Genomic DNA, 25622 nt, shown 5'->3' on the forward strand with positions numbered 1-25622 from the left:
TAATGTGATGCAATGCACATCAGAAATGTCAGTAGTCACTGGAGGGGTCAATAGTGCGCGAGTTCTCAGTTCCACAGTCGTTCTCAATTCCGGAGAACGTATCCATGGCCGACTCCGTGTTCCGTCACGCCGAAGAAGACCCCACATTCGTGCCGTTCAAGAGGCCGTCGAACGGTGGATGGGTCGACGTCACTGCAGCTGAATTCGCGAAGCAGGTCTCCGCAGTTGCCAAGGGCCTGATCGCGTCAGGTGTCGAGCTCGGCGACCGCGTCGCTATCCTGTCCGCGACTCGCTACGAGTGGGTCGTTCTCGACTACGCCATCTGGACTGCCGGCGGATGCACCGTCGCGATCTACGAGACCTCCTCCCCTGATCAGGCGCAGTGGATCCTCGAGGATTCAGCGACGACACTTCTGGTCGTCGAAACGGCCAAGCACGCGGAGACTCACAAGGAAGTCACCGACGGCGCAGAAGCCCTCCGCGAGGTTCTTGTCATCGAGTCGGGTGCGATCGACGAGCTGTCCAGTCGCGGTTCGGCAATCACCGACGAAGAACTGCACACTCGTCGTCACCAGGTCACCGCCGCCTCGCCCGCGACCCTGATCTACACCTCCGGAACCACCGGACGCCCCAAGGGTGTCCAGCTGACGCACTCCAACTTCTACGCCGAGTCCAACGCCTGCCGCCTGGCGATGCCGGAGTCCATGGTTCCCGGCAAGAAGACTCTGATGTTCCTGCCGCTTGCCCACGTATTCGCGCGGGCGATCTCCTTCGGCGCTTTCGACGCCAAGGTCACCGTCGCCCACACGTCGGACCTGACGACGCTGCTCGATCAGTTCGCCGGCTTCAAGCCCAACTTCATCCTCTCGGTGCCCCGCGTGTTCGAGAAGGTGTACAACTCGGCTCGCCAGAAGGCAGTCGACGGCGGTAAGGGCAGCATCTTCGACAAGGCTGCTGCCACCGCCATCGAATACAGCGAATCCCTCGAAAAGGGTGGCCCCGGCCTGGCACTCAAGCTCAAGCACGCGGTATTCGACAAGCTCGTCTACTCGAAGTTGCGTGCAGCTCTGGGTGGCGAGTGCGAGCGTGCAGTCTCCGGTGGCGCAGCCCTCGGCGCGCGCCTCGGCCACTACTTCCGCGGCGTCGGCATCCCGATCTACGAGGGCTACGGACTCACCGAGACCAGCGCCGCAATCACCGTCAACACCTCGAGCGCGCAGCGCGTCGGCACCGTCGGCAAGCCGATCAACGGCCATGCAGCACGGATCGCCGAGGACGGCGAACTCCTCCTGCAGGGCCCGGTCGTGTTCGCCGGCTACTGGCACAACGAGAAGGCCACTGCCGAATCCATCGTCGACGGCTGGTTCCACACCGGCGACCTCGGCTCGATCGACAACGAGGGCTACGTCTCCATCACCGGACGCAAGAAGGAAATCATCGTCACCGCGGGCGGCAAGAACGTCGCACCGGCAGGCCTCGAAGATTCCCTGCGCGCGCACGCTCTGATCAGCCAGTGCCTCGTCGTCGGCGACGGTCAGCCGTTCATCGGTGCACTGATCACCCTCGATCCGGAGACTCTGCCCGGTTGGGTCGAGCGCAACGGCCTGCCCGCCGGCACCCCGATTGCCGATCTGGTGAAGAACGCCGACCTGATCGCCGAGATCGACTCGGCCGTTGCCGACGCGAACAAGAAGGTCTCCAACCCCGAGCAGATCAAGAAGTACACGATCCTCGAGGTCGACTTCACCCAGGAGACCGGTGAATTGACGCCGACGCTCAAGCTCAAGCGCAACATCATTCACGAAGCTCACAAGACCAAGATCAGCGACCTGTACGCCTGATCGATCGTCTTTCACGAGTCTGGCCCGGTTCGAATGCGAACCGGGCCAGACTCGTTTCACTGTCCGGCGCAGAGTAGTTCCTCTTCGATCTCGGATGGAAGGCCGTGCACCGCACGATCCTCCCGCTGAGTCGGCAGAGTTTCTCGCTGCATCCACTCCCAGGTATCGCGCACGGTGTCTTCGACGGGCCGGCACCGCAGCCCTGCTTGCCCCGCCTTGGCGGTGTCGGCTTCGAGGAAGCCCGCGAACTCGCCCTCTTGCGGAACCCAACACGGAAGTTGTGTCCACGGCTGCACTCCCGCAGCGGCCAGCCTGTCCTCGTCGATCCACACGAGTTCAGCGTCCGAACCGGTGGCATCCACGCACGCCTGGAGGAGCCCGGAGGTAGTGGTGTGGCCGGACGGGCTGATGACGTCGTACGCCCCGCTGATCCCGGCGGCCAGTCCGGCCAGGACAAAGGTTGCGATGTCGCGGGCATCGACGTACTGCAACGGTCTGGTCGGCACTCCGGGAGCAACGACACGTCCGCCCGCCGCGATGCGCTGCAGCCACCACGGCAACCGCCCGATGTCCTCGCGCGGGCCGAGGATCAAACCTGCCCTCGCGAGTAACGCGTCCGGGAAGGATTCCAGGACAGCGAGTTCGGCCCCGCGTTTGGCGGACGCGTAATCGCTGTAGTCATCGGAGGTCGCAGATGCGGCCACCACTGGTGAGGTCTCGTCTACGTGCAAGCCCCATTGGTAGACGGATCCACTGGAGATGTATGCGTACCGGTCGACGTGACCGCGCAAAACGCGTGCATTCTCACCGACCACTCGGGGGCTACCCGACCAGGTGTCGACGACAAGATCCCATCGACGATCACCGAGCGCATCAACCATCGCACGCTGATCGGTGCGATCCGCGAACAGGACCTCCGCTGTAGGTGGTGGCGCTCCGGTGAGCCCACGATGGAGCACTGTCACTTCCCAGCCCCGAGCCAAAGCGTCATCGACGAGAGCGCGGCCGAGGAACCGTGTTCCTCCGAGCATCAACAGCTTCATGAGGGCCATCGTCACTTGAAAAGCGTCGTGCGGCAACACGTTCGTCTGGTAGCGCAATTTCCGGCGACTGAGGCACGGACTAACCGCTCAGATACCTCGTCCGGGATTGAGAATGTTCTTCGGATCGAATGCGGCCTTCACTGCAAGCATCATTTCGCGTTCGGTCTGGCCGACCATGTCCGCCATGTACGGCGCTTTGAGAACCCCGATACCGTGTTCACCGCTGATCGTTCCGCCCAACGCCAGTGCGCCGGCAACGATGTCGTCGAAAGCTCCGCGCGCACGATCCTGCGCACCCGATTCGGCAGCGTCGAACACGATGGTCGGGTGGAGATTGCCGTCGGCGGCGTGACCGAAGGTTCCGATCGTGACGCCGTGGCGATCGGCCGCTTCACGAATGCATTCCAACATGGACGGCAACGCCGGCACCGGCACCGCGACGTCGTCGAGAAGTACCGTGCCCAACGCCTCGAGAGCCGGCAAGGCCATGCGGCGCGCGGCGGTGAACTCTTCACCTTCCACCGGATCGTCGGTGTGGAAAACCTCTCGGGCCCCGGCACTTTCGCACGCCGCGGCGCAGTCCGCTGCCTCGGCGGCCGCCGACCTACCGTCGCACTGGATGAGCAGCATCGCCCCGGCCGATTCGTCCAGCCCCATCTTGGTCAGCCGATTGACGGCGCCGATGGTGACGTCGTCCATCAACTCCATCTGACACGGTTCGGCCACTGCCGACACGGCGAGGACGGCATCGATCGCGGACTCCGCGGAATCGAAGAAGGCGACCACAGTGGTCGCGGCAGTGGGCGCCGTACGCAACCGCATCGTGGCTTCGACGATGACCGCGAGAGTGCCCTCCGACCCGACGAGCAGATGTGTCAGGTCCAGCCCCGCAACGTTTTTGCGCGTCCGTGCACCGGTACGGATCACACGCCCGTCGGCGAGTACCGCCGTCAGGGCCGCAACGTGATCACCGGTGACGCCGTACTTGGCGCAACAGATGCCGCCTGCATTTGTCGCCAGATTGCCGCCGATACTCGAGATGGACCGGCTTCCCGGATCCGGTACGTACCAAAGGCCCTGCTGTGCAGCAGCTTCCGCCAGGTCACCGTTGATCACTCCGGGCTCCACCGTGGCGGTGCGCGCGGCAGGATCGATCTCGAGAATGCGATCCATGCCCGCGACGCTCAAGACGATGCATCCGTCGAGTGCGTTGGCGGCGCCGGCCAACCCGGTACCTGCCCCTCGTGTCACCACGGGAACGGAGAGTTCGTGGGCCACCGTCATGACCGCAACGACGTCGTCAACCGTCTTCGCCTTGACCAGCGCGGCGGGCGTTCCGGCTGTGGTGAGCAGTGATTGATCCCGGACGTACGCGCCCATTCGGTCGGGATCGGTTGTCGCCCTGTCCCCCACCGCTTTCTGCAAGCGTTCACCCAACAGATCGATACTCGTGGTCATTGTGTTCGTCCTTCGTAGAATCCGCGCACATGGCGCTCGACCAAAACGGCGGCCTCGTCAGCTGCACCGCGCTCGATCGCGTCGGCGATACCCTCGTGCTCGGCCAACAGTGCGCCGAGCGTGGCCGCCGAGTTCTCGCGCGAGTCGAGTTCGCTCAGCAGGTAGCCGGCGATGCTGTCGCGGAGAACCGTCATGACCAACCCGAACGCCTTGTTCCCGCCCGCTCCGGCCAGCGCAACGTGAAAGTCGACATCGGCGTCGTGGAATGCGACCGAGTCGTCGGCAAGGGTTGCGACGCGCATCCGCTCGATCGCATCCCGGGCGCCGTTCGGCACCGCGACGACAGTGCGCAGCGCAGCAGCTTCGAGCAGCACTCGCAATTCGACAAGATCGCCCAATGGAACTGCACCCACCTGCAACGCCGTGCTGAGAGCTGTGGCCGCGGAATCGGCCGTATGCTCGTGCGTCACCCGAGGCCTGGCAGTAGAAGTGGTGTCCGCGCCGGTCAACAATCCCTGCGCTTGCAGGACACGAAGCGCCTCACGGACCGTCGATCGCCCCACCGAGAACGTCTGCGCGAGTTCCTGTTCGGTCGGCAATGCCTCGCCGACGGGAAGCGAGCCGTCGAGTATGGCAGCACGGATTCTTCCCGACACGGCAAGGCTGAGCGGCATGCGCGACAACGGAGTCGTATCCATGCCGCGACGCTACCACCCCTTGCCTGCTTGTCTGACAAACTGTTTAATTGAGGAGATTCGTGACCCGGACCACAACAGAGAAGGTGCCGACCATGACCGACAAGCTCGAATTGGATCCCGCGACCACCGCCGTCGTGCTCATCGAGTACCAGAACGACTTCACCACCGAGGGCGGTGTCCTCCACGAGGCCGTCGCACCAGTCATGGAATCGAACGGACTCCTCGCGAACACCGCCGCGCTGGTCGATGCGGCCCGGGCGGCGGGTGTCACCGTGATGCACGCACCGATCACCTTCGCCGAGGGGTACAACGAAATCACCTCGCATCCGTACGGAATCCTCAAGGGCGTCGTCGACGGAAAGGCTTTCGTGAAAGGTTCGTGGGGCGCCGCTATCGTCGACGACCTCACTCCGAAAGACGGCGACATCGTCATCGAGGGCAAGCGCGGACTCGACACTTTTGCCAGCACCAACCTCGATTTCATTCTGCGCAGCAAAGGAATTCGCACGATCCTTCTCGGCGGCTTCCTGACCAACTGCTGCGTCGAATCGACCATGCGCACCGGATACGAGAACGGTTACCGGGTCATCACACTCACCGATTGCGTGGCAGGCACTTCGGTCGCCGAACACGAGAACGCGATCACCTACGACTACCCGATGTTCTCGCATCCCGTCACGTCGAAAGAGGTGCTCGGCGCGCTCTCCTGAGAGGACTACCTGGAATGCGCGAGAAGGAATTCACGGCTGACGTTGGTGACACTGGCGTGAACCTTCTCGTGCAGCAGGTCGTGACCGGCGTCCTCGAACTCACGCATCTCGACGTTGCGCAGCGTCCGCGCCCAGTCCCGGACGGGATCGACCGGGGCGATCCGGTCGTCGGTACCGTGAACGACCAGGACTGGGATGCCCGCGTCGGAGAGTTCCGCCCACCCGTGTTGCTCGACCGCACTGCGCGGGATGCCGCACAACACCGCGGACGCGAATTCGTGATCGCGATGAGCCAGCACCGTCAGCGCAGTCACAGCACCTAACGAATGACCCATCACCGCCTGCGGAACGTCGGGCAGTTCCGCCAAGGCGATGTCAGCCAGCGCGGCTGCATCGGCAGCAAGATCGGAGAGAGGAGCCCCGACTCCCGGATCACCCTCCGACAAACCGTGCCCGGTGTGATCGATCGCCCACACGTCAATCCCCGACGCCGTCATTGCGCTCGCGAAACGGTGATACTGCCCGCTGTGCTGGCCGAGACCGTGCAGAAAGACCAGTGACACCGTGGGCACCGCACCCCCTGCCGCCGGCCAATGCCGAAAGTGCACCTGACCGGTTCGTCCGTCGAAGAAAGGCATGATCGTCATTCTGCACGCCGCTACCGATATCCGCGGCTCGTGAGCGGTTACTGGTGGGTTGCCTTGTCGGTGAGCGATGGCACAATCGCCCTGTGTTCCTACTCGATGATCAGATCGTCTACAGCGCCAGCGACCTCTCGGCTGCGGCCTCGTGCGAGTTCGCACTGCTGCGGCAACTCGACGCCCGAACCGGTCTGATCGCGGCCGAGGCCGCCGAGGCGGATCCGATGCTCGAACGGACGTCGAGCCTCGGCGACTCGCACGAGCGCGAACAGCTTCAGAAGTTCATCGATCAGCACGGAGACGGCGTCGTCGTCATGCCGCGACCGGAACACTCACGCGCAGGCCTGACCGCTGCCACGTTGGCCACCGTCGAGGCAGCACGATCGGGCGCGCCAGTCATTTATCAGGGAACCTTTTTCGACGGCCGATTCCTCGGGTTCTGCGATTTCCTCGTCCGCGAAGGCGACACCTACGCGGTCTACGACAGCAAGCTCTCCCGGCACGCCAAGGTGTCGGCACTTCTACAACTCGCCGCATACGCGGATGCGTTGGAGCGCAATGCAATTGCCGCCTCCGATCAAGTTCATCTACTGCTAGGCGACGGCAGCACGTCGTCGCACGACATCGGAGACATCGCGCCGGTATTCGCGGCACGTAGAGCTGAACTCGAACGAGTCCTCGACGAGCACCGCGCCGAGGGGAAACCGACACAGTGGCTCGACGATCGGTACCTGCGTTGTGGTCGATGCGACACCTGCAGCGTCGAGGTCGAAAGCCATCGAGACCTGCTGCTGGTTGCGGGTGTCCGCGGCAATCAGCGTGAACAGCTGATCGTCTCGGGGATCACGACAATCGACGAACTCGCCGCGAGCACCGGCCCAGTCGAGGGAATCCGCCGGGAAACACTCGACAAGCTCCGTGCACAGGCAGCGGTTCAACTACGCCAGGAACTGTCCGGCGACGCCGAATTCGAGGTCTACGAACCCTCGGCGCTCGGCGGACTCCCCATCCCCGACGACGGCGACATCTTCTTCGACTTCGAGGGCGATCCGCTCTGGGCCGAGGACGGGTCCACCGATTGGGGGTTGGAGTATCTGTTCGGTGTGGTCGAAGGGCCTGCGGACGACTACGTGTTCAAGCCGTTCTGGGCACACGATCGCGAGGGTGAGCGCCAGGCGCTCCTCGACTTCCTCGATTACGTCACCGCGCGTCGAGAAGCTCATCCAGGCATGCACATCTACCACTATGCCGCGTACGAGAAATCGGCGCTGTTGCGCTTGGCCGCACGTCACGGTGTCGGCGAGCAGACCGTGGACACCCTGCTCAGCGAGAACGTGCTCGTAGACCTGTACCCGATCGTCCGCGCGTGCCTGCGGATCGGACAACGCTCGTACAGCATCAAGAAACTCGAGCCGCTCTACATGGGTGAGCACGGCCGTGACGGTGACGTGACCAACGCCGCCGCCTCGGTCGTCGCTTATGCCGACTACTGCGAATTGCGCGACGGCGGACAAGCCGACCAGGCCAGGGAACTTCTTCAGGGCATCTCCGACTACAACGAGTACGACTGCGAATCCACTCTCCGCCTGCGCGATTGGCTCGCCGAGCGCGCCGCAGAACACGGCGTCGAACTTCGAGAGCCGACCGGACAGATCAAGATTCCACTCGAAGAACTCACCGAATCGGAAATCGCACTCCGCGACTTCGCCGGCCACAAGGCCGGTTCGACACGCACCTCCGATCAGCAGGCTGCTGCTCTATTGGCCGCAGCAGTCGGTTACCACAATCGCGAGCGGAAGCCGTACTGGTGGGCCCACTTCGACCGATTGGTCACACCGATCGAAGACCTCGTGGACATCCGCGACGTCATGGTGGTCGAGCAGTCCGAAATCGAAACGGACTGGCACAAGAGCACCGCGCGGCAGAAGAAGTTTCGTCGCCACATCCAATTGACCGGAAGTTTCGGCACCGGAACGTCTTTGAGTCCGGGCAGTGATTTGTTCGCGCTCTACGCAACCCCCTCCCCGGATGCCGTTGCAAGCGAGAACCCCACCCAGCGCGGCACCAGCAGCGTCAAGGTCACCGCCGTCGTCAAGTCCGAAGGGCTCGACGTGGTCACCGTGGAAGAACTGCTCAGCGGTGACGAATACATCGATTCCCCTGTCGCGTTGGCACCTGGTCGTCCGATTCCCACCGGACGCATGGAGAAGTCCATCGCCGCTGCCGCGTCCGACGCCAGCGAGAGCCTGCCCGAACTGCCACACATCGCGGCAGTCGACATTCTCAGGCGCAGCACCCCGAGAACCCTCTCGGGTTCAGCGCTGCCACCTGTCGGCACCGACAACAACTACGCCGACGCCATCACCGCCGCACTTCTCGACCTCGACGATTCCTACGTGGCGGTGCAAGGTCCTCCCGGTACCGGCAAAACCTACACGGGCGCTCGTGTCGTCAAGACACTGATCGAACAACACCATTGGCGAATCGGCGTGGTGGCACAATCACATTCGGTGGTCGAGAACATGCTTGGCGGCATTCTGAAGGCCGGCGTGGACCCCGCACTGGTCGCAAAGAAGGGCAGCCGCAGCAAGACCGCGGAATGGCAGGACATCGCGTCCGAGGAATACGCCGGATTCATCGCCGAAGCGGAAGGCGTCGGCTGCGTCATCGGCGGCACTGCATGGGACTTCGCGAACACCGATCGTGTTCCCGCCGGCAGTTTGGACTTGCTCGTGGTCGACGAGGCAGGTCAATTCGCGCTGGCGAACACCATTGCCGTCGCGATTTCCGCGCGAAACCTGTTGCTGCTGGGCGACCCGCAGCAGTTGCCGCAGGTGAGCCAAGGTACTCACCCCGAACCTGTCGACGAATCGGCACTCGGTTGGCTCGCCGAGGGACACGGCGCACTGCCACCCGAACTCGGCTACTTCCTCGAGAAAACGTGGCGGATGCACCCGGATCTGTGTGCGCCCGTGTCCGCATTGTCGTACGAGGGCAAGCTGCGTTCCCAGGAAACCGTCAGTGCGGCAAGGAAGCTCGACGGACTCGCTGCCGGAGTACACACGGTGTTCGTCGATCACCGCGGCAATTCCACCTACTCCCCGGAAGAGTCCCAGGAAATCGTTCGCCAGATCCAGGGCCTTCTCGGCACGCCTTGGACCGACCCGAGCGAGTTCGAGGGAACCAGGCCGCTGGAGCAGTCGGACATTCTCGTGGTCGCGGCGTACAACGCCCAGGTGGGCACCGTCGAGCGCGATCTCACCGAGGCCGGTCTCACGGAGGTCGAGGTCGGGACCGTCGACAAGTTCCAGGGCCGCGAGGCTGCGGTGGCAATCGTGTCGATGGCCGCATCTGCCGTCGAGGACGTCCCGCGAGGGATGTCGTTCCTGCTGTCGCGAAACCGTCTCAATGTTGCTGTCTCACGCGGCAAGTGGTGCGCGATCATCGTTCGATCGCACGCGTTGACGCAGTACATGCCCAGTACGCCTGCGGGATTGGTCGAACTGGGCGCGTTCATGAGGCTGACGAGCTAGCCGAAGCCTGTCTTACCCGAAACACTGCCCTACCCGAAGCACTGCCCTTCGCCGCGATAGGTGGGAACCGAGGTTCGGGTGCCGTCGGCTTCGACCACGTACACGCGGTCGAAGCGCTCGCACAGCTCGCCGGCTTTGGCGTGACGGAACCACACACGGTCGCCGATCGCGATGTTGCCGGCTTCCTTCCCGGTGACCGGCGTCTGGACTTCGCCGGCACCTTCGTTACGGAGCAGTTTGAGACCGGCGGGCCAGACCGGCGACGGAACGCGGGTGGCTCCCGCAGGTCCCGACGCGATGTATCCGCCACCGAACAGGGTCGTGACCGACGGCGTCGGTTTGCGCACGGCCGACAGCGCGAAGAACAGCGCCGGATCGGGACGGAAGGCACGGTAGCGGTCGAACAGGGTCGGTACGTACAGTCCGGAGCCTGCTGTTACCTCGGTCACCACAGGATCGGCCGAGCTGACCTCCAGCGACCCCGTACCGCCGCTGTTGACGATCTCGAGTGCACCCACGGCATCGGTGACGGCCGCGACCACAGCGCCCCTTCTGGACGCCAATTCGCGGGCAGAGGCTTTCTTGACCCAACCGATCGGAGCACTGGTGTCAGGAAGGCCGGCAATCTGGGCTTCGTAGAACATCACTCCGACGACGGAGAATCCGCGTTGGCGCGCACGCGCCGCGAGTGCGGCGACCGCGCCAGGTTCGCGCAGTGGCGAGCGTCGTACGCCCAGATGGATCGGGCCGATCCGCAGTGACGCGTCGACGTCGAGACACACGCGGACAGGCGCATCCCCCGTCGACGCCGAACGAATGAGGTCCAACTGCGCATCGTCGTCGACCATCAAGGTGATCGATGCGAGAGCGGTGTCGTCGGCAGCGAGATCCGCGATGGCGCCACGATCGGCGGTCGGGTACCCCATCAGGATGTCCCGTGCGCCGAGCCCGACCAGCCACAGAGCCTCGCGCAGCGAGTACGCCATGATTCCGCGGAATCCGCCGGACGCGGTCAGTGTGTCGCCGAGAGTTTCAGCCAGAACCGTCCGACAACGAACCGATTTGCTCGCCACTCGCACCGGGGTTCCACCGGCGCGGCGCACCAGGTCGGCTGCATTACTGCGCAGTGTGGTCAGATCCAGAGCAGCCAGAGGCGGGTCGAGTTCTCGCGTGGCAGCAGTGAGTCGATCAAGGGTCCTGGTCACAGATGATCCAATCGTCGCGGCGTGCGACCAGTCAATCACCAATCCTGGACGTATGTCCAGGATGGCGGTTCTACTGAGGCGCGACCACGGCTTTGTTGGCGATTACCTGAACCATTTCTCCGAACTCGGCAATAGTCGCGTCGGAGTCACGATCGACCAGCCATCGCAGAACAAGGCCGTCGATCATCGCAAGACTCAGTCGCGCAATCGAACTCAACGGCTCCGTCCACACCGTGCCCGATATCTTGGCGCACTCTTCGAGAAACGACACCGCGAGCTCATCCATGATTCGGTACTGCTCAAATGCAACCGCCCCAGCACGTTCGGCTCCGAGATTGCGACTACGCAGTGCCTGCGCAGTAATTTCGTAGGTCAACAACTGGCGATCCGGGGTTGCCTCGATGGTCGGCCACATTCCGGTCAGGCCGATGTGCAGCAATTCCCTGAGCCCCTGCACGCCACTGAGATCCGGCGCATGGCGGACCTGCGCGAACGCATACTGCATCGACGCACTGAGCTGCAGAATGAGCGTTTCACCCATTGCCGCGATCAGCGCTTCCTTGCTCTCGAAGCAGTAATGAACGACGCCGAGCGATACCCCGGCCTCCTCTGCCACCGCCCTTACCGTCACAGAACTGACACCGCGCTGTTCCGCAATAGACAAGGCGGACTCGACCAATTGTGTGCGGCGTTCGTCCGCCGGGAGCCTGTTCAGCATCCAATGATCGTAGAACGCAAATGACAAAATCTTCGCGCAATACTTGCCTGGACGACCGTCCAAGTACATTATTGCGTAATGGCTTCGGACACTTGGCAGAACTGGGCGGGCACTCAAAGCGCCGCGCCGCGTCGCTTTGCGACGCCGACAAATACCCGTGAACTTTCGTCGTTGGTCGCCGAGGCCGCCTCGCGTGGCCAACGTGTGAAGGCCGTCGGCGCCGGCCACTCGTTCACCGGTGTCGCGGTCACTGACGGTGTCCTCGTCAGCCTGGACAACTTGAGCGGAATCGACTCGATCACACCGACCGACGACGGTGCGCTGGTCACTGTTTTTGCAGGCACTCGCCTTCATGCTCTCAACGACGCCTTGTGGCAACGCGGATATGCGATGGCCAATCTCGGTGACATCGACGTCCAGTCACTGGCCGGCGCGACGTCCACCGGCACGCACGGCACCGGCGCACGATTCGGCGGTATCGCCACGCAGATTCGCGGAATCGAGATCGTTCTCGCCGACGGATCCGTCGTTACCGCAAGCGCCGACGAAAACGTCGAATTGTTCGAAGCAGGCCGCCTCGGATTGGGCGCAATCGGCATCATTTCGAAGATCACTCTCGCCTGCGTTCCGCGATTCACACTTCGCGCAATCGAGGAACCCGACACGCTGTCTCACATACTGGACACCCTCGAGAGCGATCGTCTGGGCTTGGACCACTTCGAGTTCTACTGGTTTCCGCACACCGATCGTGTCCTGACGAAGAGCAATACGCGACTCCCCGGAGATACCGAACCCGATCCGGTGGGCAAGGTCCGCGCGTTCGTCGACGACGAACTCCTCTCGAACACACTCTTCGAAGGTGTCAACCGCGTTGCCACCCTGGCACCGGCCGCGATCCCGAGAATCAACAACGTGTCGTCCCGATTGCTCGGCGCCCGCGAGTTCACCGATCGCAGCTACCGGGTATTCGCGTCTTCGCGCCGCGTGAAGTTCAAGGAGATGGAGTACGCGATTCCGCGCGAACACGTCACCGAGACACTTCACGAAATCGATCGCTGGATGAAGAAGTCCGGAACCAACGTCGCTTTCCCCGTCGAAGTACGTTTCGCTGCCGCCGACGACCTCTGGCTCTCCACTGCTCACGGACGCGACACGGCATACATCGCGGTACACCAGTACCACCGCCGACCCGAAACCGAATACTTCGCCGCGGTGGAAGCCATCGCGCGCGCCGTCGACGGCCGGCCGCATTGGGGAAAAATGCACAACCGGACCGTCGACGACCTGCGTCCTACGTACGACCGACTCGACGACTTTGTCGCCGTTCGAGACAAGTACGACGCGAATCGTGTGTTCGACAACGAGTACTTGCGTCAGGTGCTCGGCGACTGACGTTCAGTGCCGCAGCAGTTCCGCTTTTCGCGCATCGCTCGCAAACGAGGCTTTGATCGAGTTCCGGGCGAGGGTGTCTCGCTCGGCCTCCGTCAGACCCAGGGCTCGGCCCAGTTCGGTGAAATTGTCGTCGACATATCCCCCGAAGTAGGCCGGGTCGTCGGAGTTGACCGTGACGATCAAACCCATCTCGAGCATCGATCGAAGCGGATGATCCGACAGCGAATCGAACACCCGCAGACGAACGTTCGACAACGGGCAGACCGTCAGTGGAATCTCCTCGTCGACCAGACGCTCGATCAGGGCAGGATCCTCGAGTGCCCGGACTCCGTGGTCGATCCGCTCGGCGCCGAGAATGTCGAGCGCCTGCCAGATGTACTCGGGCGGTCCCTCTTCACCGGCGTGAGCCACAACGTGCAAACCCTCGGCACGCGCGCGGGCGAACACGTCCTCGAACAGTGACGGCGGGTTGCCGACCTCCGCGGAGTCGAGTCCGAGCCCGACGATCGGAGCCTGCAGGCGAATTATCTCGGAGAAGATCTCCTCGGCGTCCTTGACGGGCTGATCTCGGAGGATGGCGGCGATTGCCGCGCTGCTGAGCCCGAACTCGCGCTCACTCGATGCCACCGCATCCATGATCCCGTCCAGGACCTCGGTCAGCGGAACACCACGGACCACGTGCGCCTGTGGATTGAAGAAGAACTCGGCATGCGCGACGCCGGCCGCAGCCGCCCGGCGGAAGTACGCTCGCGTCAGGTCGGCAAAATCCTCCGCGGTGCGCAGGACGGCCATGTTGGCGAAGTAGAGATCGAGGAACGACTGCAGATCGGTGAACTCGTACCTCGACTTCAGATCGTCGATGTCGTTGTACGGCAAGTCCATTCGATTGCGCTCGGCAAGTCGGTAAATCTGTTCGGGTTCCAGAGAACCCTCGATGTGCATGTGCAGCTCTGCGACAGGTGTAGCCATGTCGGTGTTACCGCCCCTTCCAGACCGGGGCGCGCTTCTCGGCGAACGCCGTCGCGCCCTCGCGTGCATCTTCGGACGCGAACACCGGCGCCATGACCTGCAACTGCTTCGCGAAAGCTTCGTCGTCGGACCAACCGCCGGCCTTGACGATGATCTCCTTGGTGACCGCAACCGCGAGCGGTCCGTTGCGGGTGATGCGATCAGCCAGCTCCAGCGCGCCTTCGAGCGCCTTACCCGGCTCGGTCACCGTGTTCACGAAGCCGTAGCGGTAGGCCTCCTCGGCTGTGAAACTGTCACCAGTCAGGGCCAGTTCCAATGCCTTCTGGTACGGAATCCGCTTGGGCAGGCGCAACAATCCGCCTCCACCTGCGACCAGCCCTCGCTTGACCTCCGGGATACCGAACTTCGCTTCGGACGACGCGACCACCAGGTCGGTGGCAAGCACGAGTTCCGTGCCGCCTGCCAACGCGAAGCCCTCGACCGCCGAAATGATCGGCTTACGCGGCGGCCCTTCCGTGAATCCGAGACCGCGTCCCGGCACGAGTACGTTCTCGCCGGCCACGAATGCCTTCAGATCCATACCGGCACAGAAGTTTCCGCCGGCCCCTGTCAGCACCGCCAAGGACAGATCGTCGTCCGCATCGAGCTCTTCGACCGCACCGGCCAATGCGTGACTGACCGCCGAGTTGATGGCGTTACGCGCCTCGGGCCGGTTGATGGTGATGATCAGTGTCCGCCCGCGCCGCTCGGTGAGAACCTCGTCCGCCATGATGTCCCTCTCGTTTGTCGACCACGCTCGCGTGACTACGCGACGTTGCGTTCGACAATACGGACGAAGCCATCGGGGTCGATCTGCGCGGTGTCGTGAGTGCAGAACCACCCCTGGGTGAACCTCGTCGAGGTCGCTTGCGGCGAGTTCCAATACCGACGCGTGACACTCGGTCCACGGCACAGCAACTCACCGAAACCACCTGGAGCATCCGGGCCGTACAACGCCACTTCCATTCCACCGAAAGCGATTCCGACGCTTCCGAGGTGGGTGGGCGCCGACTCGGTTGGCAGAATGAGACCAGCCCCACAGGTCTCGGTTTTGCCCCACCCGATCACATGCCGAGCGGCCGGGAACAGGGTCAGCAGCTTGGATTCCTGTTCGGCCGTGATCGGCGACCCGCTGCAATCGATCCACTGAACCGACCTCGAACCGGCACGCGCCGCCGGTCCAAGGGTGAGCAACCGTGGCTCGAGCAGGTCCTCGGGCCGCCCGGTCACGATGTCGACGGTATGCACACTCTCACGCCAGAAGTCGCCGGCGAGGACCACCGTTCCACCGACCACCAACGTCGCGAGCACGTGCACGAACTGCCGCACCGACTTGAAGTCATTGTCCACCAACAGATTTCGCACACCTTCGACGCCGTAATCGCGCGAGTGCAGAATGCCGACGATGGCGGAGAGCACGTTCTCGTTGCTCAACTCGACGCCCAGCATTTCGCCCGAAGAATCGGCGGTGTACGCGAGGATCGCCATCTCCTCCGGGGCGGCACCGTCGTCGATGAACGGAACACCGTGTGGGAGTTCCCCGTCGAGCACCAACACCGAGCCACTGTCCGCGATGACGAAGTCCGCCGCGTCGTCGCTCAGATGAACACCCACGGAGACCGGAACACCGCCGGCGAGAATGACGCCGAGGCACGCCTCCATCCACCTCACCCCGGCGGCGACGCGAATGGCCACACGGTCACCGATCTCGACGCCTCGCGACTTCAGCCCGCCTGCGACCCGCGACGCCTCGGCCCACAACTCCGCGAAGGTGACCTGCTCGCCGTCGACCTCCTCCACCGCGATGCGTGAGGAGAATCGATGAACGGCGATATCGAGGAGTTCGGACAGCGACGGGTCGAGTTGGCTGTACCGAAGCACCCCGTCACCCGCACGGGTGACACGGGCGTCGGCGAGGAGCTGATTCGAACACGGGTATTCCACAAGCGTCGACCGCATCGATACCTCCACGTCACTGACAACCCACCGGCCATTCGACTATATGACGTGGATCACAGTTCGTGGAGGTCTCTGGCGATAATCGTCGCAAACTTACTTTCCGGAGTAGACCGCTTTGCCCGGTCCGACGTCGAGGAAACTGCGGACAGCGCCGCGTAGGTCATCGGTGGCGAACAGCGCACCGGACACTCCGGGAGTCACCGAATCCGCATGAGCGATCCCGCCGGAACGCCAGGCCGCGACGATCTGCTTGGTGGCGTCGTGGGCTCGCGTGGGTCCGTCCGCCAGCCTGGTCGCCAGGGCACGCGCCGCAGCATCGACATCGTCGTGAACTGCATTGACGACGCCCCACGAGTGCAGGGTTACGGCGTCGTAGAGATCGCCGGTCATGACCAACTCCCGAGCCCGTCCGGAACCGGCGCGCTCGGCCAAACGCTGCGGTCCACCCATGGACGGCGTCAGACCGACCACTGTCTCGACCAGTCCGAACTTCGCCTTCGGCGCCGCGAGGATGATGTCGCAGGCCAAGGAGATCTCGAAGGCAGCAGTCAGCGTCAGCCCGTGCGCCGCGTAGATGACCGGGCACGGCAACGCCTCGAGCGGATGGCAGATCTGGGCGAACAGTTCGCGCCACAATTCCGCTCCCTGCTCCGGGTTCAGTCCGTCGAACACATGGACGTCGACGCCGGCCGAGTTGACCTTGCCCTCGGCGCGCAGAAGCACAGCGCGCGGTGGGTTTTCGGTCAGCGCTGCAACATCGGCGATGACGGCGTCGAACATGGCCTGATCGAACAGATTGAGTGGTCCGTGCGCGAACGTCAGGACAGCCACCTCGGCACCACCATCGGTGGTGAAGCGCTCGAGGCGGGTGGGATGCGATTCGGGAGCAGTCATGCCGCCACACTGCCACATCGAACCGGCCTACGATCGTCGGGTGGAGGGTCTGAGAAATGCACTCGCGGACGTTGTGGGACACCGGTTCGTCGTCGACGACGCCGACGTGTTGGCGACCCGTTCCACCGACCAGACAGGGCGCTACAGCGGGCGCGCCAGCGCTCTGGTCCGACCCCGAAATACCGCCGAAGTCTCGGCAGCGCTGAACGTGTGCCGCTCGCGCGGCGTACCGGTCACCATTCAGGGCGGGCGAACCGGTCTGGTCGCCGGGACGGTGCCCGAGCACGACGACGTCCTGCTCTCCACCGAACGCCTCGAGGCGATCGGCGAAGTCGATGTTGCCGCCGGTCGGATCGCCGTCGGTGCGGGAGCGACACTCGCGCAGGTACATTCGGCGGCCGCCGCCGCCGGTTTGAAGTTCGGTGTCGACATAGCCTCGCGGGACACTGCGACGATCGGCGGCATGGTCTCCACCAATGCCGGTGGCCTGCACACGGTTCGATACGGGAACATGGCCGAACAGGTGCTCGGACTCGAGGTGGTACTCCCCGACGGAACTCCTGTGCGCCGGTCACCGAAAGTGTTGTCCGACAATTCCGGATACAACCTGCCCGCTCTGTGGGTGGGCAGCGAGGGAACTCTTGGTGTGGTCACGGCAGTCGACCTGAAATTACGGAAGATACCGACTCACCGCGTCACATCGCTGACCGGTTTCGACACACTCCAAGACGTCGTCGAGGCGGGGCGAGTGTTGCGCACTCTCGACGGCGTCGACGCACTGGAGTTGGTGGACGGGCGCGGTCTCGAACTGGCCGCCCACCATTTGAACGCCGCGGTTCCGACGGGGCGACCGTGGTACCTCCTCGCCGAGGTGTCCGCGGCCCACGATCCGCTGGAAGACCTGGCCGAGCTGCTCGAACGCATCGACCCACCGGAGAACCCGGCAGTGGCGGTCGACGATCCCGGCTCGACGCGTTTGTGGGCGGCGCGGGAGTGTTTCGCCGAAGTGGTCGGACTGTTCGGCCCCCCACTGAAATTCGACGCGGCGCTGCCGCTGGACTCGCTTGCCACCTTCGCCGAGGACGCCGCGGCGGTGATCGCGAGTCGTGCCCCCGCGGCAATTCCGATCCTCTTCGGACACGTCGCCGAGGGAAATATCCACCTCAACGTCCTGAACTGCCCGAACGCCGACACCGTGTACCGCAGCGTCCTCGAACTGGTTCGCGATCACGGCGGAAACGTCAGTTCCGAACACGGGGTGGGCTCGCTCAAACGCAACTATCTGGACCTGGCCCTCTCTGCGGAGGACATAGCCACGATGTGGGCGATCAAGCGAGCCCTGGACCCGAGCGACTATCTCAATCGTGCAGTGATGTTTCCCGACGCGCTTCGGCACTGACGGCCATCGCGTCGTCGTGTGCGTCGCCGCGCAGAGGCCGAGCGAAGCACACCGAAGCGACGAAGCCGATGAGCAGCACGCCTGCGGGCAGCCAGATCGACTCCGACATCGCCGTGCTGAACGGTTCTCGGACGAACTCGGGTAGGTGACCCACTCCGGCTTCGGAACTGCCGCCGGTCAGACCCTGAGCCGCCAATCGTGCGGTGATCAGTGCTCCGATCGCGGCACTGCCGAGAACCGCACCCACCTGCCGGGTGGTGTTGTAGACGCCGGCGCCGGCGCCGGCCTGCATCGGAGGCAGGTTGTGTGTGGCGGTGGCCGCGAGCGGTGACCAGATGCATGCGTTGGCGAAGCCGATCAGGCCGATCGGCAGGAGCAGTTCCCAGATCGCGACGTCGGGAGACATCACCAGTGCGAGCCAGCCCAGGGCGATCGCAAACAGCAGGAAGCCGGTGCCCGCGATGTAGCGCGGATGCGTCTTGTCGACGAGCTTGCCGATGATCGGCGCAAAGATGCCGGTTAGCACGGCCATCGGAACGAGGAGGAGCGCCGACTGCGTCGGGGAGAGTCCGCGAACTGCCTGGGTGTAGAACATCAGCGGAAGGACCATCGACGTGATCGCGAAGCCCATCGCGGTGATGGCGACGTTGGCGAGCGAGAAGTTGCGGTCCTTGAAGAGTTCGAGTGGGAGCAAGGGCTCGTTCTTGTTGCGCGACTGGTAGAACACGAACACCGCGAGCAACACCACACCGGCACCGATCAGGCTCCAGACGAATCCGTTCCAGTCGTACGAACTGCCTTCCTGGATTCCGAACACGAGCAGGAACATGCCTGCGGCGCTGAGAATCACGCCGGGGATGTCGAACTTGTGCTCGCTGGTCGGCAACGACGGAACAAGCTTCCACGCGAGGAGGAAGGCGATGATACCGACCGGGACGTTGACGATGAAGATCCATTCCCAGCCGAGATTGTCGACCAACACACCACCGGCAAGCGGACCGACCAGCGTCGCAACACCGGCAACCGCGCCCCACAGGCCCATCGCGGCGCCACGCTTGTTCGGCGCGAACGTGCGTGTGATGACGGCCATCGTCTGAGGCGTCATCATTGCGGCGCCCAGACCCTGGAAAGCCCTTGCCACGATGAGCATCTCGACGCTGCCGGACAGACCACACCACAGTGAAGCGCCGGTGAACAGTACGAGGCCGATCATGTACAGGTTCTTCGGTCCGAACCTGTCACCGAGCCGGCCGGTGACGAGCAGCGGCACCGCGTACGCCAGCAGGTACGCGCTGGTGACCCAGACGACCTTGTTGATGTCGGTGCCGAGGTCCTCCATGATCGCAGGGTTGGCGACAGCGACGATGGTGCTGTCCACCAGAATCATGAAGAACCCGATACACAGCGCCCACAGCGCGTGCCAGGGATTGACCTGCTTTTCCATCTTCAGTCCTTAGGTAGTGCGGACGAGCCTGCGGAGCCGGCCAGCCGGTCGAGAAGTTCTTGTGAGAGCCAGGGCATTTCGCCGCTCTCGATGTCTGTCACCAACGCGCCGATCCACTCTCTTTCGGCGACGGTCAGTGCGTGGGCGTAGTCCGCGCCCACCGTGAAGATTCGTGGTTTTTCCGCCGCCTTCAGCGCTTCGTAGTCGGCCTCGAATTTCGCGATCGTCTTGTCGAGGTGCGCGAGACGAATTCGAAGCATCTGACACGCGGTGGACGCGGAAAGGTTGTGCATTTCGGCGAGCGCGAGCGGCAACCGCGGATACTCCCGCACCGGAACCGCCAACATCTCACGTAGTTGATGCTCGAGGGCCTCGCGGCCCCGGGCGGTGATCTCGTACGTCGTCCGTTCGGGCCGGTTGCCCTCACGATCGGTCCCGATCGAAGCCAGAAGTTCCTGCTTCTCCAACCGGGAAACCGTGTGATAGAGCGATCCCGGCTTGATCTTCACCAACTGATCGCCCCGGCGAACCGAGGCCAGTTGATACATCTCGTACGGATGCATCGAACGCTCGGACAGCAGGCCCAGAACGGTGATTCCCAGAGGCGTCAGTGACACGTCACCCATGAGTCCCCCTCCCTGACAAGCCGCAATTGACTATTTCTTGACTATTCCACCTGAAATAGTCCACATGGAATATACGACCTCTGTCCATCTCGATCAACCCGTTCGAATCGGACTAGCCTGTAGCGAGTGGACGAACATCACCTCGACATCATCCGACTCGCTTGGGCACGTGAACTGGGCCTCGGCGACTCGGCACTTCGGCCGGCACACACGGCCCGCGTCGTCGGCGACGACATCCACGTTCTCGATCTGGCAGGCTCAGGTGCGATCGTCGGGCCGCAGTGGTTCATCGAGCGCACCGAGGACATCTCCGTCGACGCCCTGCTGCAACCGGCGCGTCTGCTCGAGATCGCCGGCGATCACGGCGGCCGAATCACCGGCCCCGTCGATCTCGCTTTCCTCGGCGACTACACGGACGCGCCACCCGACGAGCAACTACTGATTTCCCACGACATCGACGATGCCCTCGCCGTCGCTGCGCTCTGCCCACCCGACGACAGCACCACAGCCGACCTCGGGAACCGGACGCGGTGGTTCACCGCCCTCACCGATTCCACCGAGGTGCTCGGATGCGCGGCGTACTCCGAATTTCAGGGATTCGTGGCAGATCTTACGACCCTGACTGCTCCAGCGCATCGCCGTCACGGAATCGGCTGCGCAGTAACGCTTCTCGCTGCGGAGGACGCTCTCGATTCCGGCTTGATCCCGCAGCTACGCACAAGTCGCGGCAGTGCGATCGGCGCGACGCTTCCACGTAAAGCCAAATTCGACGTTCTGGGGGCATACGCTCGGGTACACGTGCACCTGCCCAGTTGACACTCGAACGAGAGGGACCGCAGATGAGTACGGAAGACGGCGCGAGCGAACCGACATTCGTCGAAGAGGGTCGTGAATTCAAACGCGACACCAACTACATCCCGACCCGGATCACCGAGGACGGCCGCGACGGTTACCCCGTCGAACCCGGGCGATACCGGTTGATCGTGGCACGTGCCTGCCCGTGGGCAAACCGCGCCATCATCGTCCGCCGCCTACTCGGCCTCGAAGACGTACTGTCGATGGGCATCTGCGGTCCGGTTCACGACAAGCGAAGCTGGACTTTCGATCTCGACCCGGGCGGCGTCGATCCCGTACTGAAGATCCCGCGACTGCAGGACGCATACTTCGCCCGAGATCCCCACTACCCCAGGGGAATCACGGTGCCCGCCATGGTGGAGATCGCCACGGGCAAGGTGATCACGAACGACTACCCACAGATCACCCTCGACTTCTCGACGCAATGGAAGAAGTACCACCGCGAAGGCGCACCGGATCTGTACCCGGAGCCTCTGCGAAACGAAATCGACGAAGTGGCCGAGTACGTTTTTCGCGACGTCAACAACGGCGTCTACCGCTGCGGTTTCGCCGGTTCACAGCAGGCGTACGACGAGGCATACGACACGCTGTTCGCTCGCCTCGACTGGCTCACCGAACGTCTTGCCCGGCAACGTTTCCTGGTGGGCGACACCATCACCGAAGCCGATGTGCGCCTGTTCACCACGCTGGCGCGGTTCGATCCCGTCTATCACGGCCACTTCAAGTGCAACAGAAGCAAACTCAGCGAGATGCCGGTGCTGTGGGACTACGCGCGCGATCTGTTCCAAACCCCCGGATTCGGTGACACCATCGACTTCACACAGATCAAAGCGCACTACTACATCGTGCATTCCGAGATCAATCCCTCCGGAATCGTGCCCAAGGGACCGGAATTGACACACTGGCTCGAACCGCACGGACGCGAACAGCTGGGTGGCCGACCGTTCGGGGACGGCACACCACCTCATCCGCCCATCCCGTCGGAAGTGGTTCCGGCAGAGCACTGGGCCACCAGGTAGGTCGCGGGGGGCTACTCCCCTGCGTACGTGCCGAAACTCCAGTACACACCTTCGGGATCACGGCAGGTGAACCCCCGCGAACCGTAGTCCTCGTCGCGCAATCCCTGCGTGATCGTGGCGCCCGCCGCGACAGCGCGTTCGTGGAGTGCATCGGCGGCGTCCGCGTCGTCCACGACGATGTACACCGAACCGATTCCAGGCGGCAGGCCGGCGATCGCAGAATCGGTGCGCGGCGAACCCAACATGATGCCGCCACCGCCCGGCCAGTCGAGTTGGGCGTGGTCGACCACGTCTCCCTCTCCGTAGACGGCCTTCTCCACGAAACCGAAGGTGCTCACCAGAAAGTGGATTGCCGCACGGGCGTCGAGGTAGCGCAGCGTCGGCCAGATGGTCGTCGAACGAGATTCCGAAGTGGCGGTCATAACACTCGAACTCCTGCCTGGGAAAACTCACGAAGAAAACCGAGTCTCGTACGAGCCTATGGCCCCGGTGATCACCGCCGCCAGCGAAAACTTCACCTATTCTCGAGATACGGTCCACCTCGCTTCAGAGGAGGACAACTGTGGAGGGGCAGCAATGAGCAAGTCGACGAACAACGACAGCGGGCGTATCGAGAAGGTCCTCGTTTCCGTTCTCGACAACGGAAGCCGCCTGCAAGCGCCCGCAGTGGCCAAATACGTCAACCATGTCCGTAAGGCCCACCCCGACGAGTCACCTGCTCAGATCGTCGAGCGGATGGAGAAGATGTTCATTCTCGCCGTGACCGGCAGCGGCAGTGCCGTCGGCGCCACCGCCGCGGTGCCGGGCGTCGGAACGGTCGCGTCCATCGCTGCCGTCGGTGCGGAATCGGCTTTCTTCCTCGAGGCGTCAGCGCTGCTGACCTTGGCAATTGCGTCAGTGCATGGAATCTCCGTACAGGATCACCAGCAACGACGTGCCCTGGTCCTGGCAGTCGCCCTCGGCGAATCCGGTATGGAGATCGTGCAGAAGGCCACCGGAATCACAGCCAAGAACTGGGGAACGGCAATCACGAGCAAGATTCCCGGACCCACGATGAGGGGAATGAACAGCACCCTCGTGCGGAAATTCGTGACCAAGTACGCCGCGAAGCGCAGCGCACTGATCCTCGGCAAGCTCGTTCCGGCCGGAATCGGTGCGGTCATCGGCGGTGCGGGCAACCGTGCAATCGGCAAGGGCGTCGTCAAGAATGCGCGCGAAGCCTTCGGACCGGCACCGGCCAGGTGGACCGACCACCTGATCGTGATGCCTGCCGACGATGCCGCAGTGCTTCCCCAGACGGAGACACGCCGGGCCATCCGCAGATAGCCGTCCGGGCCGTAGGCTCGCATCACGTATTCGCCGCCGACCCGGGAGCAGCATTGACGAACACCGCAATGGGATCCTTCTCTGCCCCCATCGAGATTCGTGGGTTGACGAAGACGTTCAAGGCGGCGCGCGCGGTCAACGACCTGAGCTTCGACGTTCAGGCGGGCTCGATCACCGGGTTTCTCGGCCCGAACGGTTCGGGCAAGACGACCACGTTGCGGATGCTCCTCGGACTGGTGTCACCGACGTCGGGATCGGCCACGATCAACGGCACCCCGATGCGTTTGCTGCCCAACCCGGCTCGGACCGTCGGCGCAGTACTCGACGTCGGCAGTCTCCATCCGAAACGAACGGCGCTCGGACACCTCGAGATCTACGCGGCCGCTATCGGCATGCCGACTCAGCGCGCGGCGCAGGTGCTGGACATGGTCGGTCTGAGATCGGTCGGAGTCCACAAGACCGGCACCTTCTCGCTCGGGATGCGCCAACGCCTGATCCTTGCCACCGCGATGCTCGGTGATCCCGAGATCCTCGTGCTCGACGAACCCGCGAACGGACTCGACCCCGAGGGCATGGCGTGGCTTCGTCAGTTCCTGCAGACCTTCGCCGGTTCCGGCCGAACGGTTCTGATCTCGAGTCACGCGCTTCGTGAAGTGGAAGCGACCGTCGACAGCGTGGTCATCGTCAGCGCCGGCTCACTCGTCTACCAAGGGACCATGGACGAACTTCGCCGCTCGCAGCGCAGTCGACTGCTCGTCTCGTGTTCCAACCCAGCGCTCCTCGCCACGGCATTGGCCGCTCGCGGAATCATCGACGCCCAGATCACGCAGGACGGACGGCTCGCCGTGGGCGGCACCGACACGTCGGTGCTCCCACCGGTGGCATCCGCCGCCGGTGTCACGATCTTCGGCGTCGCAACCGAAGGCGCAGATCTCGAGCAACTGTTCCTCGCGATGACAACACCGCAGTACGCGGTTCCCCAGGTCGGATACCACCGCCCACCCGGTCCCGGTTCCGGACCGGGCTATTACGGCCCTGCCGCATACGGACCTTCCGGAGGACACCGATGACCACGCTCGTGCGCGCGGAGACACTCAAAGTTCTCACCCTGCGCTACTGGTGGGCACTGGCCATCGCACCGGTCGTCGTGGCCGTGCTGATTGCTGCCTCCACCAGGACGTTCGTCGAAGCCGTGGCCGATTCGGCAGACACCACCTTCGACGTCGATGTCGTGTCCACCGGCGTCAGCCTCGGTGTCTCCAACACGCTTGTCCTGGTGTTCGCGGCTGTCTTCGGAGCACTCACCGCCGGATCCGAATTCGGCTACAAAACTCTCACCACGACGTTCCTCACAGCTCGCGGCCGTGACGGAGTTCTCGGCGCAAAACTTGCCGTCGTCGCGGTATTCGCCGTCGGCTACGCGTTGGCGGTCGAAGTAGTCAGCATCGGCGCGATGTTGCTCTTCGGCCGGGACTTCAGCTTCACCACCGATCTCTTCGCCATCTGCGCCGCAGGCATTCTGGCGTGCGCTCTGTGGGCACTGCTCGGCGCCGGGGTGGCACTGCTCACCGGTTCGTCGATGGCCGGTGCCCTCTCGGTCATCCTGTGGTTCGTCTTCGGTGAATGGATCGTCCGCGCAGTGCTGCTCGCGATGGATCTCGGCGGGGTCGGGGCCGCGCTTCCGGTGTCGGCCACGATCGGCACGATCATCAATGCGGCCCCGTCGATCGACGTCGACGCGTTTGCGTCCTGGCCGAGCGGCCCGATGATGCTGGCAGCTTGGGTGGTTCTGTTCTGCGGGCTCGGTTGGCTGCGGACCAGGACCCGCGACATCACCTGAAAAGGCTGTCTGG

The 25622-nt window shown here is 63.6% G+C and carries 23 protein-coding genes; 10 read left to right on the top strand and 13 right to left on the bottom strand.

The features are described 5' to 3' along the window. The first annotated feature begins 53 nt into the window (after window positions 1-53). A complete protein-coding gene (locus tag AC1Q6C_RS00135) occupies window positions 54-1841 on the top strand; it encodes an AMP-dependent synthetase/ligase (RefSeq protein ID WP_064689333.1) in 1788 nt (595 codons plus the stop codon). Between the two features lie 56 nt (window positions 1842-1897). On the opposite strand, the gene AC1Q6C_RS00140 is transcribed toward AC1Q6C_RS00135, so the two are convergent. From AC1Q6C_RS00140 to AC1Q6C_RS00150, 3 genes are all read right to left on the bottom strand, one after another. Continuing rightward, the gene (locus AC1Q6C_RS00140) at window positions 1898-2884 is read right to left on the bottom strand and encodes an NAD-dependent epimerase/dehydratase family protein (RefSeq protein WP_315873714.1); all 987 of its coding nucleotides are present in this window, start codon (window positions 2882-2884) and stop codon (window positions 1898-1900) included. Between the two features lie 87 nt (window positions 2885-2971). Continuing rightward, window positions 2972-4342: an FAD-binding oxidoreductase gene (locus AC1Q6C_RS00145; protein WP_064689332.1), complete on the bottom strand. Its 1371-nt coding sequence runs from the start codon at window positions 4340-4342 to the stop codon at window positions 2972-2974. Next, a complete protein-coding gene (locus tag AC1Q6C_RS00150; protein ID WP_007736157.1) occupies window positions 4339-5040 on the bottom strand; it encodes a FadR/GntR family transcriptional regulator in 702 nt (233 codons plus the stop codon). Before AC1Q6C_RS00150 ends, AC1Q6C_RS00145 begins: the two co-directional genes overlap by 4 nt. A 92-nt stretch (window positions 5041-5132) precedes the next feature. On the opposite strand from AC1Q6C_RS00150, the gene AC1Q6C_RS00155 reads away from it, so the two are divergent. Further along, the gene (locus AC1Q6C_RS00155; RefSeq protein ID WP_030536921.1) at window positions 5133-5750 is read left to right on the top strand and encodes a cysteine hydrolase family protein; all 618 of its coding nucleotides are present in this window, start codon (window positions 5133-5135) and stop codon (window positions 5748-5750) included. 5 nt (window positions 5751-5755) lie between these two features. Here AC1Q6C_RS00155 and AC1Q6C_RS00160 read toward each other — a convergent pair whose 3' ends face one another. After that, the gene (locus tag AC1Q6C_RS00160; protein WP_082654941.1) at window positions 5756-6397 is read right to left on the bottom strand and encodes an alpha/beta hydrolase; all 642 of its coding nucleotides are present in this window, start codon (window positions 6395-6397) and stop codon (window positions 5756-5758) included. Between the two features lie 83 nt (window positions 6398-6480). Here AC1Q6C_RS00160 and AC1Q6C_RS00165 point away from each other — a divergent pair, with 83 nt between their 5' ends. Then, window positions 6481-9924 (top strand): TM0106 family RecB-like putative nuclease, encoded by a 3444-nt coding sequence (locus AC1Q6C_RS00165; RefSeq protein WP_064689331.1) that lies wholly within the window; start codon window positions 6481-6483, stop codon window positions 9922-9924. 29 nt (window positions 9925-9953) lie between these two features. Here AC1Q6C_RS00165 and AC1Q6C_RS00170 read toward each other — a convergent pair whose 3' ends face one another. After that, window positions 9954-11129, bottom strand: a complete 1176-nt coding sequence (locus tag AC1Q6C_RS00170; RefSeq protein WP_007736155.1) for an amino acid deaminase/aldolase — start codon at window positions 11127-11129, stop codon at window positions 9954-9956. A 70-nt stretch (window positions 11130-11199) separates the two neighbouring features. Further along, window positions 11200-11847, bottom strand: a complete 648-nt coding sequence (locus tag AC1Q6C_RS00175; protein WP_020908434.1) for a TetR/AcrR family transcriptional regulator — start codon at window positions 11845-11847, stop codon at window positions 11200-11202. Window positions 11848-11925: 78 nt separating this feature from the next. Here AC1Q6C_RS00175 and AC1Q6C_RS00180 point away from each other — a divergent pair, with 78 nt between their 5' ends. Then, window positions 11926-13239 carry a D-arabinono-1,4-lactone oxidase gene (locus AC1Q6C_RS00180; RefSeq protein WP_054781623.1) on the top strand — a complete coding sequence of 438 codons (1314 nt, stop codon included), beginning with the start codon at window positions 11926-11928 and terminating at the stop codon, window positions 13237-13239. A 3-nt stretch (window positions 13240-13242) separates the two neighbouring features. On the opposite strand, the gene AC1Q6C_RS00185 is transcribed toward AC1Q6C_RS00180, so the two are convergent. The 4 genes from AC1Q6C_RS00185 to AC1Q6C_RS00200 all read right to left on the bottom strand — a co-directional run bounded on the left by AC1Q6C_RS00185 (window position 13243) and on the right by AC1Q6C_RS00200 (window position 17100). Further along, window positions 13243-14208: an adenosine deaminase gene (locus AC1Q6C_RS00185; RefSeq protein ID WP_209922323.1), complete on the bottom strand. Its 966-nt coding sequence runs from the start codon at window positions 14206-14208 to the stop codon at window positions 13243-13245. A gap of 7 nt (window positions 14209-14215) precedes the next feature. Beyond that, window positions 14216-14977, bottom strand: coding sequence for a crotonase/enoyl-CoA hydratase family protein (locus tag AC1Q6C_RS00190; RefSeq protein WP_116058085.1), 762 nt, complete (start codon window positions 14975-14977; stop codon window positions 14216-14218). Between the two features lie 35 nt (window positions 14978-15012). Next, window positions 15013-16206 carry a class I adenylate-forming enzyme family protein gene (locus tag AC1Q6C_RS00195; protein ID WP_230358902.1) on the bottom strand — a complete coding sequence of 398 codons (1194 nt, stop codon included), beginning with the start codon at window positions 16204-16206 and terminating at the stop codon, window positions 15013-15015. 93 nt (window positions 16207-16299) lie between these two features. Further along, window positions 16300-17100, bottom strand: coding sequence for an enoyl-CoA hydratase/isomerase family protein (locus AC1Q6C_RS00200; protein ID WP_230358903.1), 801 nt, complete (start codon window positions 17098-17100; stop codon window positions 16300-16302). Between AC1Q6C_RS00200 and AC1Q6C_RS00205 the strand changes: the two genes are divergently transcribed. Further along, complete coding sequence (locus AC1Q6C_RS00205; protein WP_230358904.1) at window positions 17099-18499, top strand: FAD-binding oxidoreductase; 1401 nt, start codon at window positions 17099-17101, stop codon at window positions 18497-18499. The two genes, AC1Q6C_RS00200 and AC1Q6C_RS00205, sit on opposite strands and share 2 nt — an antisense overlap. Here the strand turns inward: AC1Q6C_RS00205 and AC1Q6C_RS00210 are convergent. Together AC1Q6C_RS00210 and AC1Q6C_RS00215 are read right to left on the bottom strand one after the other, a co-directional pair. Beyond that, window positions 18459-19943, bottom strand: coding sequence for a DHA2 family efflux MFS transporter permease subunit (locus AC1Q6C_RS00210; RefSeq protein ID WP_230358905.1), 1485 nt, complete (start codon window positions 19941-19943; stop codon window positions 18459-18461). The genes AC1Q6C_RS00205 and AC1Q6C_RS00210 overlap by 41 nt on opposite strands. A gap of 2 nt (window positions 19944-19945) precedes the next feature. After that, window positions 19946-20569, bottom strand: a complete 624-nt coding sequence (locus tag AC1Q6C_RS00215) for a PadR family transcriptional regulator (RefSeq protein ID WP_007736146.1) — start codon at window positions 20567-20569, stop codon at window positions 19946-19948. Window positions 20570-20695: 126 nt separating this feature from the next. On the opposite strand from AC1Q6C_RS00215, the gene AC1Q6C_RS00220 reads away from it, so the two are divergent. Both AC1Q6C_RS00220 and AC1Q6C_RS00225 read left to right on the top strand, forming a co-directional pair. Then, entirely contained in the window at window positions 20696-21385 is a 690-nt protein-coding gene (locus tag AC1Q6C_RS00220) for a GNAT family N-acetyltransferase (RefSeq protein ID WP_003945114.1), read from the top strand. A gap of 23 nt (window positions 21386-21408) precedes the next feature. Further along, a complete protein-coding gene (locus AC1Q6C_RS00225) occupies window positions 21409-22443 on the top strand; it encodes a glutathione S-transferase family protein (protein WP_042450363.1) in 1035 nt (344 codons plus the stop codon). A gap of 11 nt (window positions 22444-22454) precedes the next feature. Here AC1Q6C_RS00225 and AC1Q6C_RS00230 read toward each other — a convergent pair whose 3' ends face one another. Further along, a complete protein-coding gene (locus AC1Q6C_RS00230) occupies window positions 22455-22865 on the bottom strand; it encodes a VOC family protein (protein ID WP_003945129.1) in 411 nt (136 codons plus the stop codon). A 154-nt stretch (window positions 22866-23019) separates the two neighbouring features. Between AC1Q6C_RS00230 and AC1Q6C_RS00235 the strand changes: the two genes are divergently transcribed. From AC1Q6C_RS00235 to AC1Q6C_RS00245, 3 genes are all read left to right on the top strand, one after another. Continuing rightward, window positions 23020-23769 (top strand): hypothetical protein, encoded by a 750-nt coding sequence (locus AC1Q6C_RS00235; RefSeq protein ID WP_003945111.1) that lies wholly within the window; start codon window positions 23020-23022, stop codon window positions 23767-23769. 68 nt (window positions 23770-23837) lie between these two features. After that, a complete protein-coding gene (locus tag AC1Q6C_RS00240) occupies window positions 23838-24839 on the top strand; it encodes an ABC transporter ATP-binding protein (RefSeq protein ID WP_007736138.1) in 1002 nt (333 codons plus the stop codon). Next, window positions 24836-25609 carry an ABC transporter permease gene (locus AC1Q6C_RS00245; protein WP_007736136.1) on the top strand — a complete coding sequence of 258 codons (774 nt, stop codon included), beginning with the start codon at window positions 24836-24838 and terminating at the stop codon, window positions 25607-25609. The genes AC1Q6C_RS00240 and AC1Q6C_RS00245 overlap by 4 nt, the downstream gene beginning before the upstream one ends. Window positions 25610-25622 lie beyond the last annotated feature (13 nt).

The sequence above is a fragment of the Rhodococcus sp. MT28 genome, assembly GCF_058792695.1.

Bases quoted from the DNA above. Each gene is read 5' to 3' on its own strand.
- AC1Q6C_RS00185 (WP_209922323.1), bottom strand. From the start codon at position 14,208: ATGGCTACACCTGTCGCAGAGCTGCACATGCACATCGAGGGTTCTCTG.
- AC1Q6C_RS00160 (WP_082654941.1), bottom strand. From the start codon at position 6,397: ATGACGATCATGCCTTTCTTCGACGGACGAACCGGTCAGGTGCACTTT.
- AC1Q6C_RS00180 (WP_054781623.1), top strand. From the start codon at position 11,926: ATGGCTTCGGACACTTGGCAGAACTGGGCGGGCACTCAAAGCGCCGCG.
- AC1Q6C_RS00245 (WP_007736136.1), top strand. From the start codon at position 24,836: ATGACCACGCTCGTGCGCGCGGAGACACTCAAAGTTCTCACCCTGCGC.
- AC1Q6C_RS00195 (WP_230358902.1), bottom strand. From the start codon at position 16,206: ATGCGGTCGACGCTTGTGGAATACCCGTGTTCGAATCAGCTCCTCGCC.
- AC1Q6C_RS00235 (WP_003945111.1), top strand. From the start codon at position 23,020: ATGAGCAAGTCGACGAACAACGACAGCGGGCGTATCGAGAAGGTCCTC.
- AC1Q6C_RS00200 (WP_230358903.1), bottom strand. From the start codon at position 17,100: ATGACTGCTCCCGAATCGCATCCCACCCGCCTCGAGCGCTTCACCACC.
- AC1Q6C_RS00240 (WP_007736138.1), top strand. From the start codon at position 23,838: ATGGGATCCTTCTCTGCCCCCATCGAGATTCGTGGGTTGACGAAGACG.
- AC1Q6C_RS00225 (WP_042450363.1), top strand. From the start codon at position 21,409: ATGAGTACGGAAGACGGCGCGAGCGAACCGACATTCGTCGAAGAGGGT.
- AC1Q6C_RS00210 (WP_230358905.1), bottom strand. From the start codon at position 19,943: ATGGAAAAGCAGGTCAATCCCTGGCACGCGCTGTGGGCGCTGTGTATC.
- AC1Q6C_RS00230 (WP_003945129.1), bottom strand. From the start codon at position 22,865: ATGACCGCCACTTCGGAATCTCGTTCGACGACCATCTGGCCGACGCTG.
- AC1Q6C_RS00190 (WP_116058085.1), bottom strand. From the start codon at position 14,977: ATGGCGGACGAGGTTCTCACCGAGCGGCGCGGGCGGACACTGATCATC.
- AC1Q6C_RS00205 (WP_230358904.1), top strand. From the start codon at position 17,099: ATGCCGCCACACTGCCACATCGAACCGGCCTACGATCGTCGGGTGGAG.
- AC1Q6C_RS00155 (WP_030536921.1), top strand. From the start codon at position 5,133: ATGACCGACAAGCTCGAATTGGATCCCGCGACCACCGCCGTCGTGCTC.
- AC1Q6C_RS00140 (WP_315873714.1), bottom strand. From the start codon at position 2,884: ATGAAGCTGTTGATGCTCGGAGGAACACGGTTCCTCGGCCGCGCTCTC.
- AC1Q6C_RS00145 (WP_064689332.1), bottom strand. From the start codon at position 4,342: ATGACCACGAGTATCGATCTGTTGGGTGAACGCTTGCAGAAAGCGGTG.
- AC1Q6C_RS00150 (WP_007736157.1), bottom strand. From the start codon at position 5,040: ATGGATACGACTCCGTTGTCGCGCATGCCGCTCAGCCTTGCCGTGTCG.
- AC1Q6C_RS00215 (WP_007736146.1), bottom strand. From the start codon at position 20,569: ATGGGTGACGTGTCACTGACGCCTCTGGGAATCACCGTTCTGGGCCTG.
- AC1Q6C_RS00175 (WP_020908434.1), bottom strand. From the start codon at position 11,847: ATGCTGAACAGGCTCCCGGCGGACGAACGCCGCACACAATTGGTCGAG.